Source organism: Halostella salina, assembly GCF_003675855.1.
Taxonomy (GTDB): domain Archaea; phylum Halobacteriota; class Halobacteria; order Halobacteriales; family Natronoarchaeaceae; genus Halostella; species Halostella salina.
The window spans coordinates 180,926-198,976 of the sequence record NZ_RCIH01000003.1 but is presented as its reverse complement, the minus strand read 5'-3'; the positions used below and the strand labels follow the sequence as shown (position 1 = coordinate 198,976).

General features: G+C 68.6%; 19 protein-coding genes. 13 read left to right on the top strand and 6 right to left on the bottom strand.

The features are described 5' to 3' along the window. The first annotated feature begins 301 nt into the window (after positions 1-301). Entirely contained in the window at positions 302-1,594 is a 1,293-nt protein-coding gene (locus tag D8896_RS07045) for a LeuA family protein (RefSeq protein WP_121821387.1), read from the top strand. A gap of 337 nt (positions 1,595-1,931) precedes the next feature. Here D8896_RS07045 and D8896_RS19285 read toward each other — a convergent pair whose 3' ends face one another. After that, positions 1,932-2,069, bottom strand: coding sequence for a hypothetical protein (locus tag D8896_RS19285; RefSeq protein ID WP_162991489.1), 138 nt, complete (start codon positions 2,067-2,069; stop codon positions 1,932-1,934). A gap of 149 nt (positions 2,070-2,218) precedes the next feature. Here D8896_RS19285 and ilvB point away from each other — a divergent pair, with 149 nt between their 5' ends. The 9 genes from ilvB to D8896_RS19280 all read left to right on the top strand — a co-directional run bounded on the left by ilvB (position 2,219) and on the right by D8896_RS19280 (position 9,627). Continuing rightward, positions 2,219-4,015: a biosynthetic-type acetolactate synthase large subunit gene (ilvB, locus tag D8896_RS07040; protein ID WP_121821386.1), complete on the top strand. Its 1,797-nt coding sequence runs from the start codon at positions 2,219-2,221 to the stop codon at positions 4,013-4,015. Positions 4,016-4,028: 13 nt separating this feature from the next. Beyond that, complete coding sequence (gene ilvN, locus D8896_RS07035; protein ID WP_121821385.1) at positions 4,029-4,619, top strand: acetolactate synthase small subunit; 591 nt, start codon at positions 4,029-4,031, stop codon at positions 4,617-4,619. A gap of 61 nt (positions 4,620-4,680) precedes the next feature. Further along, positions 4,681-5,736, top strand: a complete 1,056-nt coding sequence (gene ilvC, locus D8896_RS07030) for a ketol-acid reductoisomerase (protein WP_121821384.1) — start codon at positions 4,681-4,683, stop codon at positions 5,734-5,736. Then, on the top strand, positions 5,729-5,977 hold the full coding sequence (locus tag D8896_RS07025) for a hypothetical protein (protein WP_121821383.1): 249 nt from the start codon (positions 5,729-5,731) through the stop codon (positions 5,975-5,977). Before ilvC ends, D8896_RS07025 begins: the two co-directional genes overlap by 8 nt. Continuing rightward, positions 5,974-7,392, top strand: coding sequence for a 3-isopropylmalate dehydratase large subunit (gene leuC, locus D8896_RS07020; protein ID WP_121821382.1), 1,419 nt, complete (start codon positions 5,974-5,976; stop codon positions 7,390-7,392). The genes D8896_RS07025 and leuC overlap by 4 nt, the downstream gene beginning before the upstream one ends. Then, the gene (leuD, locus tag D8896_RS07015; RefSeq protein ID WP_121821381.1) at positions 7,389-8,015 is read left to right on the top strand and encodes a 3-isopropylmalate dehydratase small subunit; all 627 of its coding nucleotides are present in this window, start codon (positions 7,389-7,391) and stop codon (positions 8,013-8,015) included. Before leuC ends, leuD begins: the two co-directional genes overlap by 4 nt. Before the next feature lie 127 nt (positions 8,016-8,142). After that, positions 8,143-9,123 (top strand): isocitrate/isopropylmalate dehydrogenase family protein, encoded by a 981-nt coding sequence (locus tag D8896_RS07010; protein ID WP_121821380.1) that lies wholly within the window; start codon positions 8,143-8,145, stop codon positions 9,121-9,123. 87 nt (positions 9,124-9,210) lie between these two features. After that, positions 9,211-9,408, top strand: a complete 198-nt coding sequence (locus tag D8896_RS07005; RefSeq protein ID WP_121821379.1) for a Sec-independent protein translocase subunit TatA/TatB — start codon at positions 9,211-9,213, stop codon at positions 9,406-9,408. 72 nt (positions 9,409-9,480) lie between these two features. Then, positions 9,481-9,627: a DUF7557 family protein gene (locus D8896_RS19280; RefSeq protein ID WP_162991488.1), complete on the top strand. Its 147-nt coding sequence runs from the start codon at positions 9,481-9,483 to the stop codon at positions 9,625-9,627. Positions 9,628-9,656: 29 nt separating this feature from the next. On the opposite strand, the gene D8896_RS07000 is transcribed toward D8896_RS19280, so the two are convergent. The 3 genes from D8896_RS07000 to D8896_RS06990 form a co-directional block, all read right to left on the bottom strand. Beyond that, positions 9,657-10,118 (bottom strand): DUF5799 family protein, encoded by a 462-nt coding sequence (locus D8896_RS07000; protein ID WP_121821378.1) that lies wholly within the window; start codon positions 10,116-10,118, stop codon positions 9,657-9,659. A gap of 70 nt (positions 10,119-10,188) precedes the next feature. Next, positions 10,189-10,572 carry an OsmC family protein gene (locus D8896_RS06995; protein WP_121821377.1) on the bottom strand — a complete coding sequence of 128 codons (384 nt, stop codon included), beginning with the start codon at positions 10,570-10,572 and terminating at the stop codon, positions 10,189-10,191. 126 nt (positions 10,573-10,698) lie between these two features. Further along, positions 10,699-11,433, bottom strand: a complete 735-nt coding sequence (locus D8896_RS06990; RefSeq protein ID WP_121821376.1) for a metal-dependent hydrolase — start codon at positions 11,431-11,433, stop codon at positions 10,699-10,701. Positions 11,434-11,517: 84 nt separating this feature from the next. Between D8896_RS06990 and D8896_RS06985 the strand changes: the two genes are divergently transcribed. Both D8896_RS06985 and D8896_RS06980 read left to right on the top strand, forming a co-directional pair. Further along, positions 11,518-11,781, top strand: coding sequence for a hypothetical protein (locus D8896_RS06985; RefSeq protein WP_121821375.1), 264 nt, complete (start codon positions 11,518-11,520; stop codon positions 11,779-11,781). 122 nt (positions 11,782-11,903) lie between these two features. Then, the gene (locus D8896_RS06980) at positions 11,904-14,000 is read left to right on the top strand and encodes a DHH family phosphoesterase (RefSeq protein WP_121821374.1); all 2,097 of its coding nucleotides are present in this window, start codon (positions 11,904-11,906) and stop codon (positions 13,998-14,000) included. Positions 14,001-14,028: 28 nt separating this feature from the next. Here D8896_RS06980 and D8896_RS06975 read toward each other — a convergent pair whose 3' ends face one another. Continuing rightward, complete coding sequence (locus D8896_RS06975) at positions 14,029-15,705, bottom strand: histidine kinase N-terminal 7TM domain-containing protein (protein ID WP_162991487.1); 1,677 nt, start codon at positions 15,703-15,705, stop codon at positions 14,029-14,031. Between the two features lie 159 nt (positions 15,706-15,864). On the opposite strand from D8896_RS06975, the gene D8896_RS06970 reads away from it, so the two are divergent. Continuing rightward, the gene (locus tag D8896_RS06970) at positions 15,865-17,517 is read left to right on the top strand and encodes a tRNA uridine(34) 5-carboxymethylaminomethyl modification radical SAM/GNAT enzyme Elp3 (protein WP_121821372.1); all 1,653 of its coding nucleotides are present in this window, start codon (positions 15,865-15,867) and stop codon (positions 17,515-17,517) included. A gap of 189 nt (positions 17,518-17,706) precedes the next feature. Here the strand turns inward: D8896_RS06970 and D8896_RS06965 are convergent, their stop codons facing one another. Continuing rightward, the gene (locus tag D8896_RS06965) at positions 17,707-18,015 is read right to left on the bottom strand and encodes a HalOD1 output domain-containing protein (protein ID WP_121821371.1); all 309 of its coding nucleotides are present in this window, start codon (positions 18,013-18,015) and stop codon (positions 17,707-17,709) included. Positions 18,016-18,051 lie beyond the last annotated feature (36 nt).

The window sequence follows — 18,051 nt, the reverse complement described above, 5'->3', positions numbered from 1 at the left end:
CGAGAAAAACCGTTGCGGTCTCGAACCGACGACGTTCGTCGCGACGTACGACCCGGTCGGTCCGGGGAACCGACTCAACTCCGCGACTGATCACTCCGATGCCGCCGGAGCGCGTGCGAGTCAACGAACGGATTATTTTCCGCCGATAACGGGGGAATATTCAGTATCACGGTCGACTATTGCTGTCGCTGAAACACTATCATGGCGTAGTGTAATAGGACATATGAACACAGTAAGGCCGACTACGTCTTGCGATTCCGCCGAAGCGTCCGGCGGACTCCAAATATAGGAAATTCAATAGATGCTGTCACAGGGACAGTTTTATATACCGGAGAGACCCCCAGTCCAGTTACCATGCCTGAGCGCAACACGCAGTCCATGGGTTCGTCCTCCGGTACAAGCCGGGGGGATCGAGTTCTTCCAGGGCACGTTAGATTCCACTAGCGAGATAGACGGCGCACGAGTTTTCGACACGACGCTCCGCGACGGGGAGCAGTCGCCGCGCACGTCGTTCTCCTACGAGGACAAACGCGAGATAGCCGCGGCGCTCGACCGGATGGGAACCCACGTCATCGAGGCAGGGTTCCCCGTCAACTCCGACGCCGAGTTCGAGGCCGTGCGCGACATCGCTAACAGCACAGACACGACGGTGTGCGGGCTGGCCCGCGTCGTCGACAAGGACATCGAGGCAGCCCTCGACGCTGGCGTCGAGATGGTGCACGTGTTCGCGTCCACCAGCGACGTCCAGATCGAGGACTCGATGCACGCGACCCGCGAGCAGGTGGTGGAGCGGTCCGTCGACGCCGTCTCCCGCCTGCAGGACGCCGGCGTCGAGGTGATGTTCTCCCCGATGGACGCGACCCGGACGAGCGAGTCGTTCCTGGTCGAGGTCATCGAGGCCGTCACCGAGGCCGGCACCGACTGGATAAACATCCCGGACACCTGCGGCGTGGCGACGCCGCGGCGGTTCCACGACCTGATCGAAATGGTCTGTGAGCACACGACCGCCCGCGTCGACGTCCACACGCACGACGACTTCGGGATGGCGACGGCAAACGCCGTCTCCGGCATCGAGGCCGGGGCCGACCAGGCGCAGGTCAGCGTCAACTCCATCGGCGAGCGCGCCGGCAACGCCGCCTACGAGGAGTTCGTGATGGCCATCGAGAGCGTCTACCAGGTCGACACCGGCATCGACACGACCGGCATCACGGCGCTGTCGCGGCTGGTCGAGGAGAAGTCGGGCGTCGACGTGCCGGGCAACAAGCCCGTCGTCGGCGACAACGCCTTCGCCCACGAGAGCGGCATCCACGCCGCCGGCGTCATCGAGAACTCCGACACGTTCGAGCCGGGGGTCATGACCCCGGAGATGGTCGGCGCACAGCGCGAGCTGGTACTGGGCAAGCACACGGGTAACCACTCGGTACGGGAGCGCCTGCAGGACGCGGGCTTCGACCCGACCGAGGACCAGGTACGCGCCGTGACGCGCCGCGTCAAGGACTACGGCGCGGAGAAACAGCGCGTCACGATGACGGACCTGAAGGAGTTCGCCAAGGAGGAGGGCGTCGAGCGCGAGCAGGAGGAGGTCCGCGCCTGATGCCGTCCGCCCGGTTCGCTTCCCCCCGGCAGCCACGGGTGGACCGCCACACCGCAGAGCGGCGGCCACGCGAACCGGGCCGAACGGCCAAGGCCGATGCCGAGGACGACGAGTGCGGTGCCGACCGGAACGCGTCCGGCCGCAATCGTTGCACCGCGCACAAGAGTTATGTTCCGGGCACCCAACGTTCCGATACCGATGAGACGGCCACCCACCACCGGTCGCGCGCGGTCCGCGAGCGGTCCGGCCGTCCTGCCCGCTCTTCTCGGCATCATTGTAGGGGCTCGCTAGCCCCTGCAACACTACATCCACGACCGTACTCCGACTCGACCGCCATTCAGCGACGCGCGATCCGGTCCGTCGTGCCGACCACGCTGACGACGACCGCCACAACCGAACCGACGCTGACGGCCGGCACGACTGCACCGACGCTGACAACCGCCACAATCGCACCGACGCCGACGACCGGGATCACCCGGCCACCACGACCACGCCGACCATGAACACCGAACGCACACCGTCGACCGAACCGACACCGACGCCCGCCGCCACACCGACCGCAGCAGGGCGTCCGCGACAGCATCGTCCGACAGAGAGACAGCCGCGCAACGCTGGAGGGTACCGATGAGCGAACAGGTGCCCCCGACTACACAGACCGAGGCCGAAGCGGCCGCCGCCGACACCGACGAAGGTGCCGAGGACGCGCCCAAGGGCGTCACGACCGGCGCGTCGTCGGTCGTCCGCGCGCTCGAAAACACCGGCGCGGAGTACCTGTTCGGCGTCCAGGGCGGGGCGATCATGCCCGTCTACGACGCGCTGTTCCACTCCGACCTGAACCACGTGACGATGGCCCACGAACAGGGCGCGGCCCACGCGGCCGACGCCTTCGGCATCGTCTCGGGCGACCCCGGCGTCTGCCTGGCCACGTCCGGCCCGGGCGCGACGAACCTCGTCACCGGCATCGCCGACGCGTCGATGGACTCGGACCCGATGATCGCGCTGACGGGACAGGTGCCGACGGACTTCGTCGGCAACGACGCGTTCCAGGAGACCGACACCACCGGCGTCACCGACCCCATCACGAAGACGAACTACTTCGCGGGCGACGAGGACACCGTCGGCGACGTGGTCGGCGAGGCGTTCGCCGTCGCGAGCGAGGGCCGACAGGGCCCGACGCTGGTCGACCTGCCGAAGGACGTGACCCAGGCCGAGACTGACGTCGAACCGGGTGAAGCCCAGACCCCGGACACGTACAACCCGCCCGAGGAGGCCGACGACGACGCCGTCGAGGCCGCCGCTGACACCATCGCGGCCGCCGAGAAGCCGGTCATCCTGGCCGGCGGCGGCGTGATCAAGGGCGAGGCGACGGACGAACTTCGCGCGTTCGCCCGCGAGTACGAGATCCCGGTCATCACGACGATGCCCGGCATCGGCGCGTACCCCGAGGACGACGATCTCTCGCTGGAAGTCGCCGGGATGCACGGCACGGGCTACGCGAACATGGCAATCACCCACTGCGACGTGCTGGTCGGGGTCGGCACGCGCTTCGACGACCGCCTCACCGGCGGTGTCGACTCGTTCGCGCCGGAGGCCGACGTGGTGCACGTCGATATCGATCCGGCGGAGATCAGCAAGAACGTCCACGCCGACTACCCGCTGATCGGCGACGCCGGTCGCGTCATCGACCAGCTGGACGACGAACTGGACCGCCGTCCGGACCCCTCGGACCGCTACGCCGAGTGGCGCGAGCAGGTCCAGGCCTGGAAGACGGAGTACCCGATGGACTACGCCACGCCCGACGACGAGCCGCTGAAGCCGCAGTTCGTCGTCGAGGTGCTGGACGAGGCGACCGACGACGACACCGTCGTCACCACCGGCGTCGGCCAGCACCAGATGTGGGCGTTCCAGTTCTGGAACTACACCGAGCCGCGGACGTGGGTCTCCTCCCACGGGCTGGGGACGATGGGGTACGGCCTGCCGGCCGCAATCGGCGCGAAACTGGCCGCGGACGACGACCAGTCGGTCGTCTGCTTCGAGGGCGACGGCTCCTTCCTGATGACGATCCAGGAGCTTTCCGTCGCGGTTCGCGAGAACCTGGACATCACCGTCGCCGTCCTGAACAACGAGTACGTCGGCATGGTCCGGCAGTGGCAGGACGGCTTCTTCGAGGGCCGCCGGATGGCCTCGGAGTACTCGTGGTGTCCCGACTTCGCCAAGCTCGCCGAGGCCTTCGGCGCACAGGGCCATACCGTCGCGGACTACGACGGCGTCGAGGACGCCGTCGAGGCGGCCGTCGAGTACGACGGGCCGAGCGTCATCGACTTCCACATCGACCCCGAGGAGAACGTCTTCCCGATGGTCCCCAGCGGCGGGAAAAACGGGAAGTTCGCACTGCAAGCCGACCATCTGGACCAGCTCTAATGGAGGACAAAGCATGACAGGAGGACTTCCCGGCGCGGCACCGGACGAGCGACCACACCCCGACGGACGGCGCAACTCGCAGGGCGTCCGCATCGACCCCGAAGTCGAGGCGGAGCCGGAGCCGCGGCGCGCGGTGCTGTCGGCGACGGTCAAACACGAGCCCGGCGTGCTGGCGGCCGTCTCGGGGCTGTTCTCCCGGCGGCAGTTCAACATCGAGAGCCTCACCGTCGGGCCGACGGAGGACGAGAACCGCGCCCGGATCACCCTCGTCATCGAGGAGCCGGACCCGGGCGTCGAACAGGCCAAGAAACAGCTCGAAAAGCTCATCCCGGTCATCTCGGTGACGGAGCTGGACCCGTCCGCGTCCCAGCGCGAACTGGCCCTGATCAAGGTCGACGGCGACGCCCCCGACCAGGTCCAGTCCGTCGCGGAGATGTACGGCGGCGAGGCCGTCGACGCCAGCCAGGAGACGGTCACCGTCGAGATCACGGGCAGCAGACAGAAGATAAACGCCGCGGTCGACACCTTCCGGCGGTTCGACATCCGGGAGGTCGTCCGCACCGGCACCGCCGCGCTGGAGCGCGGCGCGGAGGAGACGCGATGAACCGACGCGGCGCGACGCCCGACGGCGACGCGACCGAGACGAACGCGACAACGGAGACACGATGACAGACGAACACGAGTTCACCACGACGGTACATTACGAGGACGACGCGAACAGCGCGCACATCGAGGACAAGACGGTCGCGGTCCTGGGTTACGGCAGCCAGGGCCACGCCCACTCGCTCAACCTCCACGAGAGCGGGGTCGACGTGGTCGTCGGCCTCCGCGAGGGGTCGGCCTCCCGGGCCGCCGCCGAGGAGGAGGGCCTGACGGTGGCGACGCCGTCCGAGGCCGCCGCGGCGGCCGACGTCGTCTCGGTGCTGGTGCCCGACACGGTCCAGCCCGACGTGTACGAGAACGCGGTCGCGCCCAACCTCGACCCCGGCGACACGCTCCAGTTCGCGCACGGGTTCAACATCCACTACAACCAGATCCAGCCGCCCGAGGACGTGGACGTGACGATGGTCGCGCCCAAGAGCCCGGGCCACCTCGTCCGCCGCAACTACGAGAAGGACGAGGGCACCCCGGCGCTGCTGGCGGTGTACCAGGACGCGACCGGCGAGGCGACCGACGAAGCGCTGGCCTACGCGCAGGGGATCGGCTGTGCCCGGGCGGGCGTCCTCGAAACGACGTTCCAGGAGGAGGTCGAGTCCGACCTGTTCGGCGAGCAGGCCGTCCTCTGTGGCGGCGTCACCTCGCTGGTCAAGCACGGCTACGAGACGCTCGTCGACAACGGCTACAGCCCGGAGGCGGCGTACTTCGAGTGCCTGAACGAGCTGAAACTCATCGTCGACCTGATGTACGAGGGCGGGCTCGGCGAGATGTGGGATTCGGTCTCCGACACCGCCGAGTACGGCGGGCTAGTCAAGGGCGACGAGATCGTCGACGAGAGCGTCCGGGAGAACATGGAGGAGACGCTGGAGCAGGTCCAGAACGGCGAGTTCGCCCGGGAGTGGATCGCGGAGAACCAGGCCGGCCGCCCGAGCTACACCCAGCTCCGGGAGGCCGAGAAGAACCACGAGATCGAGGACGTGGGCGAGCGCCTGCGCGACCTGTTCGCGTGGGCGGAGGAACAGGGGAACGAGAACGACAAAGAACAGGTGACTGCCGATGACTGAAATGAAAGAGATCGACCACACGCATCCACACGACGACCGTAGCACAGGGCGGATCTTCCAGCGCGGTCCAACCGTCGTCGCCGACGGCGGGGAGCATGACGCTTCGGAGTCCGACGAGGAACCGACCGCCGAGATGCGCGAGGTGAGCCACGACGCCCCCGAGGGCGACGGGGCGAACCGCGTCTTCGAGCGCGGCGGCGAACACGACGACGCGGAGTCGGAGGACGTAGCCGACAGATGAGCCAGGGCACGCTGTACGACAAGGTCTGGGACGAGCACAAGGTGACGGAGCTACCGACTGGACAGGACCAGCTGTTCGTCGGTCTCCACCTCATCCACGAGGTGACCAGCCCGCAGGCGTTCGGGATGCTCCGCGAGCGCGACCTGGAGGTCGCGTACCCGGACCTGACCCACGCGACGGTCGACCACATCGTCCCGACGGCCGACCAGTCCCGGCCGTACGGCGACGACTCCGCCGAGGAGATGATGGCCGAACTGGAGGAGAACGTCCGCGAGGCCGGCATCGAGTTCTCGGACCCGACGACGGGCGACCAGGGCATCGTCCACGTCATCGGCCCGGAGCAGGGGCTCACCCAGCCCGGGACGACCATCGTCTGTGGTGACAGCCACACCTCGACCCACGGCGCGTTCGGCGCGCTCGCGTTCGGGATCGGCACGTCGCAGATCCGGGACGTGCTCGCGACCGGCACGGTCGCGATGGAGAAACAGAAGGTCCGGAAGATCGAGGTCACCGGCGAACTGCCGGCCGGCGTCGAAGCGAAGGACATCATTCTGGAGATCATCCGCCGCCTCGGCACCGAGGGCGGCGTCGGCTACGTGTACGAGTACGCCGGCGAGGCCATCGAGAACCTCGACATGGAGGGGCGGATGTCGATCTGCAACATGTCCATCGAGGGCGGCGCTCGCGCGGGCTACGTCAACCCCGACGAAACCACGTACGAGTGGCTCGAAGGCCGCGACGAGATCCCAGAGGGCGAGGCGTTCGAGGAGCGAAAGGAGTACTGGGAGTCCATCAGATCGGACGAGGACGCCGAGTACGACGACGTGGTCACCATCGACGGGTCGGAGCTCGAACCGGTCGTCACGTGGGGCACGACCCCCGGCCAGGGCGTCGGCGTGACCGAACCCATCCCCGAACCCGAGGCGCTCCCCGAGGAGAAGCAGGACACCGCCCGACGCGCGCAGGAGCACATGCGCGTCGAACCGGGCGACACGATGGAAGGGTACGACATCGACGTGGCCTTCCTCGGCTCATGTACGAACGCCCGTCTGCCCGACCTGCGCCGCGCAGCGCGCATCGTCGAGGGCCGCGAGGTCCACGACGACGTCCGCGCGATGGTCGTCCCCGGCAGCCAGCGCGTGCAGAAAGCCGCCGAGGAGGAAGGACTCAAGGACATCTTCGAAGCCGCCGGTTTCGAGTGGCGCAACGCCGGCTGTTCGATGTGCCTCGGGATGAACGAGGACCAGCTGGAGGGCGACGAGGCCTGTGCCTCGTCGTCGAACCGCAACTTCGTCGGCCGTCAGGGGAGCAAGGACGGCCGCACCGTCCTGATGAACCCCCGGATGGTCGTCGCGGCGGCGGTCAACGGCGAGGTCACTGACGTGCGCGAACTGAAGGAGGTGACTTCCGCATGACCGACGAGGTCGAGATCCCCGAGGTGACCCACGTCTCCGGCTCCGGCGTGCCGATCCGCGGCAACGACATCGACACCGACCAGATCATCCCGGCGCGGTTCATGAAGGTCGTCACGTTCGACGGACTGGGCCAGTTCTCCTTCTTCGACCTGCGCTTCGACGACGACGACAATCCGAAGGACCACCCGTTCAACGAGAACCGGTTCAAAGACTCCTCGGTGATGGTCGTCAACGCGAACTTCGGCTGTGGCTCCTCGCGCGAGCACGCCCCGCAGGCGCTGATGCGCTGGGGCATCGACGCAATCATCGGCGAGTCGTTCGCGGAGATCTTCGCGGGCAACTGTCTCGCGCTCGGCATCCCCACGGTCACGGCCGACAGCGAAACGATCGAAACGCTACAGGACTGGGTCGACGCGAACCCCGACGGCGACATCGACCTCGACGTGGAGGCCGAGACGGTCACGTACGGCGGTCAGACCGTCGACGTCACCGTCGACGACGCCCAGCGAAAGGCCCTGGTCGACGGCGTCTGGGACACCACCGCGCTGATGAAGTCGAACGAGGCGGCGATCCGCGAGACGGCCGAGAGCCTCCCGTACGTCGAGGACGGCAAGCGGGTCTGACACGCGTTCGCCGAACCGTCCTTCGAGACACCTGCCTTGACATCCTCCCCGCCCTGAAGCGCGGGGCTTTCTCCTTGATTTTCCGTAACCGAATCCCTTTCCAACCACCGACGCGTCAGGGAGAGCAATGACCCACCAGATCGCCGTCATCCCCGGCGACGGCATCGGACAGGAAGTGACGCCCGCAGCAGTCGACGTGCTGGCGGCGCTGGACCCCGACTTCGAGTTCGTCGAGGGCGAGGCGGGCGACGCAGTGAAGGCGGAAACCGGCGAGGCGCTGCCCCAGGCGACGCGCGACCTCGCGGCCGACGCCGACGCGACGCTGTTCGGCGCGGCCGGCGAGACGGCCGCCGACGTGATCCTCCCCCTCCGGGAGGTCGTCGGCTCGTTCGCCAACGTCCGCCCGGCGCGGTCCTACCCCGGCCTCGACGCGGTCCAGCCCGACACCGACCTCGTGTTCATCCGGGAGAACACCGAGGGCGTCTACTCGGGCATCGAGTCCGAGATAACCGACGGCGTGACGACGCTCACCCGCGTGATCACCGAGGACGCCTCCCGGGACATCGCCGAGTTCGGCTTCGACTACGCCGCCGAGAACGGCTACGACGACGTGACGATCGCCCACAAGGCCAACGTGATGCGGACGACGGACGGCGAGTTCCTGGCGGCGGCTGAGGCGGTCGGCGACGCCCGCGACGCCGACTACGACACCGCGCTGATGGACGCGCTGGCGATGCATCTCGTGATGCGGCCCGAGGAGTACGGCGTCGTCATCTGCCCGAACCTCGCGGGCGACATGCTGTCGGACCTCGCTGCGGGGCTCGTCGGCGGGCTCGGCCTGCTCCCCTCGGCCAACGTCGGCCGGGAGAACGCGCTGTTCGAGCCGGTCCACGGCTCCGCGCCGGACATCGCCGGCGAGGGGGTCGCCAACCCGACCGCGATGATCCTCTCGGCCGCGATGCTGCTCGACCACCTCGGCCACAGCGACGAAGCTGCGCGCGTTCGCGCTGCCGTCGAGGACGTGCTCGACGCAGGCCCCCGGACGCCCGACCTGGGCGGCGACGCGACGACGGAGGACGTCACCGAGGCGGTCGTCGACGCGCTGTAAGGCCGCCCGCGAATCGGGCCGACACCACCGCCCCGTCAGGCGGAAAATACAACTTCCGACGCGCCGTACTGCCGTGTGGGTGCAACTATGTCAGGAGTTGCGACACCGCTGTTTGCCGCGCCCGGCGGCGTCGAACTCGTGGCGATCCTGTTGCTCGTCGGCCTCCTGTTCGGCGCACAGAAGATCCCGAAGCTCGCCCGGTCCTCGGGCGAGGCGATCGGCGAGTTCCGGAAGGGGCGCGAGAAGACCCGGCAGGAACTCGAAGAGCTTCGCGACGAGGAGTGAGCGCGGGGTGACCACCAGAGACCGTGGCCGCGACGGCTCAGGTTTAAGCCCGTCGGCGGTCATGGCTCACGTATGCCGCAGGTTCAACTGGACGAAGAGACGATCGAGCGCCTCGACAGCCTCCGCATCGACGACGAGTCGTACGACGAACTTGTCAACGAACTCATCAACATCTATCAGGCCGAGGAGCTGACGCTGTTCCACTCCGGCGACGGGTGACCGGTTCCCGCCCGGCTCCGGCAGCCGGGCTAGCCCTGGGCGACCGTCCGGATCTGTTCCCACTTGCCCTTCTGTTCGAGGTGGGACTGTAGCTCCTCGGCGTACGCCTGCGCGAGCGACGCCGCCGCCCGTTCCCGGCCGTCGTCGCCATCGTCACCGCCACCGCCGCCACCGAGACCGAGCGCGTCCTTGATCCCGTCGACGATCCCGCCGCCGGACGACCCGGAGCCACCGCCGCCGGCCCCACCCATCTGGTTCATCTGCGACCGGGACTCGTCGATGGCGGGGAGCACCTGGTCGATCTTGCTCGTGTCCGCGACGATGCGAGCGGCGTCGGGGTCGTCGGCGTCCTCGATCTCAAGTTCGACGGCGGTCATGATCATCCCCCACTCCTGGTTCGAGAACTGCGAGTTCCGCACCTGCGTCGAGAACTCCTGGTCGACCGTCATGCGGTCCCCCACGATGCGGTCGGTCCACTCGCTGTCGGTCATACCCCCCGGTTAGGGGAGAACGGACAAATGGTTTCCCCTCGCCGAACGTTCGGGTCGGCCGACGCGTCCGTTACTCGAACGTCACGTCGGCGACGAGGCTCTCCTTGACGGCGTCGCCGACCTTGCAGAGTTCGTGCGCGCGCTCGGCGACGGCCGCGCCCGTGTCGTCGTCCAGGTCGGCGTCCGTCGAGACGGCGAAGCTGACCGACTCCAGTTTGTCGTCGTCGTTCAGTTCGCCGGTCGCGTCGATCTCGATCCGGCCGAGGTCGCCGGCGTCGCGCTGCTGTGCGCCGACGCGGAGCGCGGGCACGTAACAGGCGGCGTACGCGGCGAGCAGCGCTTCGAGCGTGTCGGGCGCTTCCTCGCCCTCGGCGTCGATCGTGGTCTCGAACTCGCGGATCTGGCTCGTCGTGCTGAACCCCTCCTCGGAGACGCTGTGGACTTCCTTTGCCATTGCGTCCGGTGTATCGACGGCCGGCGGCGTAAGCGTTGTTGCTCCGGAACGTTCGGCCACGGTCGCGGGCGAAAAACGAGTAGTTCGAGGGGACGGTCCCGGTCTCGTGGGTCGGACGCGGTGCCGTCAGTAGCCTTCGGTCAGGTCGAACGTCTCGTCGCCGTCGAGCACGTGGACCTCGGCGTCGCTCCCGGTCCCCCTGACCTCATTGACGAAGTCGTCCGTGTCGATCTCGATCGGCGGGAACGTGTCGTAGTGCATCGGGAACGCGTGGTCGACGTCGAGCCAGTCGACCGCGATGGCGGCCTGCATCGGGCCCATCGTGAAGTGGTCGCCGGCCGGCACGGCGGCGGCGTCGGGTTCGAGATGTGGACCGATCACGTCACGCATCTCCGTCATCAGCCCCGTGTCGCCGGCGTGGTAGAACGTCTCGCTCTCCTCGTCGGACACCTGCGTCGGCTTCGTGTCCGAAACGACGAACCCGGCCGGCGGCCCGGCGGAGTACTCGTAGCCGGTGTTGATGCCGTTGGTGTGGTCCGCGCGGTGCATCGTCACGTAGGCGTCGCCGCACTCGACGGTGCCGCCGAGGTTCATCCCCATCCCGCCGACGGCGTCCTCGAAGCCGAACTCGTCCTCGGCGAAGGAGACGAGTTCGGGCACCGCGACGAGCGTCGCGTCCGAGAACTCGCCGGCGTGGCCGACGTGGTCGGCGTGGCCGTGCGTCAACAGGACGTAGTCCGGTGTCTCGACGTCGCTCGGGTCGAGGTCAGTGTGCGGGTTGTCGAAGAAGGGGTCGATCAGCAGTGTCGTGTCGCCCACTTCCACGCGCCAGGTCGAGTGACCGTGCCAGGTAAGCTCCATGGTTCGGGCGGAAGTACGCGCGACTGACACTTAAAGGCGCACGACGGCCGTACCGTTTTGCCGCTGCCGGCCGAACCGCCGTCCGTGCTCACCCTGCAGATCGATGACTTCATGGTCGAACTGAAAGACGGCGCGGTGAAAAACGTCGGGCCGTCGAACAAGTCCGCCGAGGCGAAGCTGTTCGACGTCGAGCGCGCCGAGGCCCGCGAGTTCGGTGACAAGCGCGTGAAACTCGTCTTCGAGGACGACGAGGGCAACGAGGTGCAGGTCGCCCTGTTCCCCGAGGACGTACGCGCGCTCGTCGACGACGTTGCGGCGCTGGAGGACGACAGCCCCGTGTTCGAGTGACGGCGCGGCCGCGTCGCCGCTTCGGGTATGTTCCGTGACCACACGGCTCGGGCCGACGAACGGCCGTTCCGGCGGGGACGATTCGACAACCGTTTTAGGCCGGGGATATTTATCACCAGCAAATGGCTACCTGTATCATCTGCGGTACGCCCGCTGACGGGCGGATCTGCAGCAGCCACGAGGAAGACGTAGTTTTCGAGTTCAGAGGCGACCACCCGAACCAGCTCACCCCCGGCCGCTACTACCGCGGGACCGTCGACGGCTTCGCCGAGTTCGGCGTGTTCGTCGACATCGGCGACAGCGTCACCGGCCTGCTCCACAAGAGCGAACTCGACCAGCGACTCGACACGCTCGACTGGGACTCCGGCGACACCGTCTACGTGCAGGTGACGGACGTGCGCGACAACGGCAACGTCGACCTGGGCTGGTCGATCCGGCAGGACGAGGCCGAGTTCCGCGGTTCCCTCGTCGACGACCCGAACGCGGACGCCCCGGAGGCGAGCGCGTCGGGAAATGAAGACGCGGCCGCGGAGCCCGCGGGGGGCGGCGCGGCCGCAGCGAGCGCCAGTACCGTGACGACGACCGACGCCGTCGAGGAGGAGACGGAGGCCGAGTCGGAGACGGAACCAGCGACCGAGACCGACGTCGCATCGGCGGACGAGACCGCCGCGGAGCCGACCGAGGAGCCCGACCCCGAGCGCGTCCCGATCGAGTCGCTCTCGGACCGCGTGGGCGACGACGTGCGGATCGAGGGCGAGGTGACGGGCGTCCGGCAGACCGGCGGCCCGACGATCTTCGAACTCCGCGACGAGACCGGCACCGTCGAGTGCGCCGCGTTCGTGGAGGCCGGCGTCCGCGCGTACCCCGAGGTCGCGATCGACGACTTCGTCCGCCTCGACGGCGAGGTGGAACTGCGCCACGACGAACTGCAGGTCGAGACCGAGGATCTTGCCGTTCTCGACGGCGAGAACGCCGCCGCGGTGGAGGGCCGCCTCGCCGCCGCGATGACCGACCGGGCGCGCCCGGATTCGGTCGACCTGCTGGCCGAGGACGACCCCGCAGCCGTCGTGGAGGACTCGATAGCCGACGCCGCCGAAGCGGTCCGCCGCGCGGTGCTGTCGGCCCGCCCCGTCGTCGTCCGCCACAGCGCGACCGCCGACGGCTACGCGGCCGGCGCGGCCATCGAGCGCGCCGTCCTGCCGCTGGTCCGCGAGGAGCACACGCAGGCCGACGCCGAGTACCACTACTTCGAGCGCCGCCCGCTCGACGGCGCGGTGTACGACATGGACGCCGCGACCGACGACGTGACCCAGATGCTGGAGTCCCGCGAGCGCCACGGCGAGCAGCTCCCGCTGGTCGTCCTCGTCGACGCCGGCAGCACGCTGGAGTCGGCGGACGGCTACCGCCTGCTCGACGTGTACGGCGCGCGCCGCGTCGTCGTCGACGCGAGCCATCCCGACGAGGCCATCGTCGACGACGTTGACACGGTCGTCAACCCCGGGCTCGCCGACGAGGGCGACACCGAGGAACTCACGACGACGGCCCTTGCGGCCAACGTCGCCGCGCACGTCCGCGAGGACGCCCGCGACGACCTGCGCCACCTGCCCGCAGTGAGCTACTGGACGGACGCCCCCGGGGCGTACGCCGACCTGGCGACCGAGGCCGGCTACGACGGGACCGCCGTCCGCGAGCGCCGCGAGGCGATCGCGCTGGAGGCGTACTACCAGTCCTACGACGACAAGCGCGAACTGGTCGCGGACCTGCTGTTCGGCGACGCCGACGCGCCGGGCGACGCCGACAGCCTCGCGGCCCACGTCAGCGAGCAGTTCCGCGAGAAACTCGAAACCGAGGTCGAGACCGCCGAGCGCAACATCGACGAGCGCGAGGCGGGCGGCGTCAGCTTCGCCGTGCTCGACACCGACGCGTTCACGCACCGCTTCGACTTCCCGCCGACGACGCTCCTGCTGGACGAACTCCACCGCCGCGAGGCGGACGACGGGCCGTTCGTCACGCTCGGCGTCGGCGACGACGAGATCCACCTCCGCAGCACCGACGCAGTCGACGTGCGCGCGGTGGGCGAGGCCGCGAGCGAGCGCGCCGACGAGGCCGGCATCACGGTCGTCGGCGGCCGCGACGGCCACCTGGAGTTCCTGACCGGCGAGCGCGACGCCGTGCTGGACGGCGTCGTCGAAGCGGTCGCCGCGGAGATAGACGCGTAGTCGTCGCCCACACTTCTCAGACGGACGCCTACGCCGGCTCGTTCAGGCCCGCCTCCGCGGCGGGCAGTCGGATCCTGACCTGCCCGTCCGTCCCGTCGGCGAGCGCTACCTCCCCGCCGAGCGTGTCGACGCTCCACTGAGCGATCCAGAGGCCGATGCCCTGCCCGTGCTGGAGCGGCCGTTCGCCCTCCGCCCGGAGCGTGGCGACCTCCTGCTCGGGGAGGGCCGCCCCGTCGGCGGCGACGAGGACCGTCGTCCCGTCGGCGGTGGCGTGGGCCGAGAGTTCGACCGTGGCTTCGTCGTCGCGCTCCAGCAGCGACGCGGCCAAGTTCTCGACCGCGAGACGGAGGAGTCTCGGGTCGGTGCGGATCTCGTGGTCCGCCGCCCCGACGGTCACGCGTTCGCCGTACTCGCGGGTGATCTCCACCGCGGCGTCCGCCAGCACGTCGTCGACGGCGACCAGCGAACTCCCCGTCTCGCCCTCGACGGCCTGCTCGAACTCGCGGGCCCGCTCGCCGATGTCGACGAGCTCCGCCGCCCGCTCCGCGATGATCGCCGCGCCGTCGCCGAGCGACTCGTCGGCCGCCTCGTCCTCGATCATCGACGCGTAGCCGGCTATCGTCGTCATCTCGTTGCGCAGGTTGTGGCGGAGCACCCGGTTGAGGACTTCGAGGCGCTGCTCGCGACGCAGTTCCGCCGTCACGTCCTGGAACACGACCGTCCGCCCCACGTCCGTTCCCGTCGGGTCCGAGAGCGGCGAGACCGAGACGGCGTACTCGCGGCGACGACCGCGGTGCGTCGCGGTGACTGTCTCCGCCCGGGCCGGATCGAACCCGGAGCCGACCGCCGCCGCGACGGACGCGCCGAGGTAGGACGGGTTCGACAGGTCGAACAGCTCCCGCGCGGCGTCGTTGGCGTCCACGATGCGGTCGCTGGCGTCCAGCACGAGCACCGGGTTGCCGAGCCCCTCGATCGCCTCCTCCTCGGCGGCGCGGCGGGTCGTGGGGTTCGTCTCGAACATGTTGGTCCCGACGAACGCGTACGCGTCCAGCGCGAGGTGCGGGAGGAACGAGAGCGTGACCAGGCTGAGGGGCTGCCACGGTCCCACGCCGAGCGCCCACGCGGCCGTCGCGGCCGCGACGGGGACGGCGCTGAGCGCGACGGCGGCCGCCTCGCGGCGGTACAGGGGGCCGTAGCTGAGCACCGTTTCGACCAGCAGGAGCACGCCGACCGCGGCGAAGGCCAGTCCGAACGCGACGATGACGTACGCCGACGGCCCGAACGCGTAGTCCACGCTCGCCACGCCGAGCACCGGTTCGACGTCGAAGCCGGTCCAGACGAGGCCGTGGACGGAGTTCGTCGCGGCGAGGGCCACGCCCGTGCCCGGCACGATTGCGAGGAGTCCGAACCACGGCGACCGGACGAGCCCGCCCCGTCCGGTGTAGTCCAGCGAGAACGCCAGAAACAGGAACCCCAGCGTGCTCACCGGCACCCAGATAACCGTCTCCAGCAGCCTGCGCGCGGCGGGGTCGAACGTCAGGAGGGCGACGCCGTGGAGCAGCGCCCAGGCCGCCTGCATACAGAGCGCGGCGACGAACCAGTTCACGCCGGGCTTACCCCGGTGACGGCGGACGTACGCGACGAGCAGGAGCGTCCCGATCCCGCCCGCGAACGCCCCGACCGCCGGCCACGGGACGGCTGTCACGACGGCACGAAATCGCGTCCCGGATCTTTCATACTGACTTTGACATGGTGTCCCACGTATAGGAACGTTGTGGCTCCGGCGACCCGCGCCGGGCGTCAAGGACCGTTCGTCCTCCCCCGAGCGACACGCTTAACCCCGCGACGGCGCGATAGCAGGGCAATGAGTACCGAGACGGACGCCACGGAGTCGGAGGCGTTCGAGCGGGTCTGTGAGGAACTGGTCGACCGCATCCTCGCGGGCGACCTGGAGCGCGACGACGTGGAGTCGGCGAAGCTGGAGGTCTGTTCGGAGCACTCGTCGCCGAAGGTGCCGAAGAACTCCGAGATCCTCGACTACGCGCCACAGGAGCGCCGCGAGGAGCTGGAGGCGGTGCTGATGCGGAAGCCGGTCCGGACCGCCTCGGGCGTCTCGCCGGTCGCCATCATGACCAGCCCGCACAACTGCCCGCACGGGAAATGTCTCTACTGTCCGGGCGGCCCGTCCTCGGAGTTCTCCAGTTCGCAGAGCTACACGGGCCACGAGCCCGCCGCCGCCCGCGGCGTCCAGAACGACTACGATCCCTACGGCCAGGTGCGGCTCCGCCTCGAACAGCTTCGCGAGATCGGTCACCCCGTCGACAAGGTCGAACTCATCCTGATGGGCGGGACGATGACCGCTCGCTCGCACGACTATCAGGAGTGGTTCGTCAAGCGCGCGCTGCAGGCGCTGAACGAGTTCGACGCCGACAAGGAGCCCGAGCCGGCCGAGGACGAGAGCTTCGCGCAGGACCCCGACGAGTACGACTTCGAGTACCTCGAGGACGTGATCGCCCGCAACGAGACGGCGGACGTGCGCAACATCGGGACGACGTTCGAGACCAAGCCCGACTGGTGCGACCAGGAGCAGATAAACCGGATGCTCCGCCTCGGCGGCACGAAAGTCGAGGTGGGCGTCCAGACGACGTTCGAACGCATCAACCGCGAGATGCACCGCGGCCACGGCGCGCAGGCCTCCATCGACGCCAACCGCCGCCTGCGCGACGCCGCGTTCAAGGTCGGGTTCCACATGATGCCGGGCCAGCCCGGCATGACCAAGGAGATGTGTCTGGAGGACTTCCGCCGCCTGTTCGAGGACGAGAAGTGGCGGCCGGACTACCTGAAGATCTACCCGACGCTCGTGGTCCGAGGCACCCGGACGTACGACATGTGGCACGACGACGAGTACGAACCCCTCGGCAACGACGAGGCCGCCGAACTCGTCGCCGAGATCAAGTCGATGATCCCGAAGTACACGCGCCTCCAGCGCGTCCAGCGGGATATCCCCGCCGACTTCATCGACGCGGGCGTCTGGAAGTCGAACCTCCGACAGCTCGCCCGACAGCGGATGGACGAGCACGGCTGGACCTGCGACTGCATCCGCTGTAGCGAGGTCGGGATGAACGACGAGGTGCCCGAAAGCGTCGAACTCGATATTATGGAGTACGAGGCCGCCGGCGGCACGGAGCTGTTCATCAGCTACGAGGACCCGGACAACGACCTGCTCGTCGGCTTCTGCCGCCTGCGGTTCCCGGGCAACCCGCAGCGCGCCGAACTGCGCGACGCCGCGCTCGTCCGCGAACTGCACGTGTACGGCCCGATGGTAGAAGTCGGCGACGAAAGCCACGACTGGCAGCACAAGGGGTACGGCCGGAAACTCCTCCGGAAAGCCGAAGAACTGGCAGCAGACGCCGGTTACGGCAAGCTGAGCGTCATCAGCGGTATCGGGGCACGGGAGTACTATCGGGAGAAGCTGGGGTACTACCAGGACGGGCCGTACGTGAGCAAGCGGCTGTAGTCCCGGGCGCGAGCGGAGCGAGCGACCGGCCGGGCGCGCGGACTGAAGCCGTCAGGCGAAAGGAGCACGCCCGGTTTTGATCGACCTTTTGCCGAGCGAGCGAAGCGAGCGCAGCGCAAAAGGTCGAGTACTACCGCGAGAAGTTGGGCTACTATCAGGACGGGCCGTACGTGAGCAAACGGCTGTAGGTCACTCGTCCTCGGGCGGCACGACGACGACGCGGCCGTCGGCGTGGACCGTCACGTCACAGCCGCTGAGCCGGAACGACAGCGTCGGCCCGGATCGGTCGCCGCCGTTGTGTCGCGCGTCGAAGATGTCGTTCAGCGCGTCCGGGTCGACCGTCTCGTTCAGCGGTTCGACCGCCGTCGGTTCGACGTTCCGGATGGCGGCGACAGCGGAAACGATCGTTGCGGCGAGTGATTCGTCCCCCTCCCAGTCGTGTTCGGCGACGTAGGAGGGGTTGTCGGCGGTCGTATCATCGGAATCGGTTTCGCTCATTGGACGATGGTCAGTACCGTCTCACTGACGGTCCGA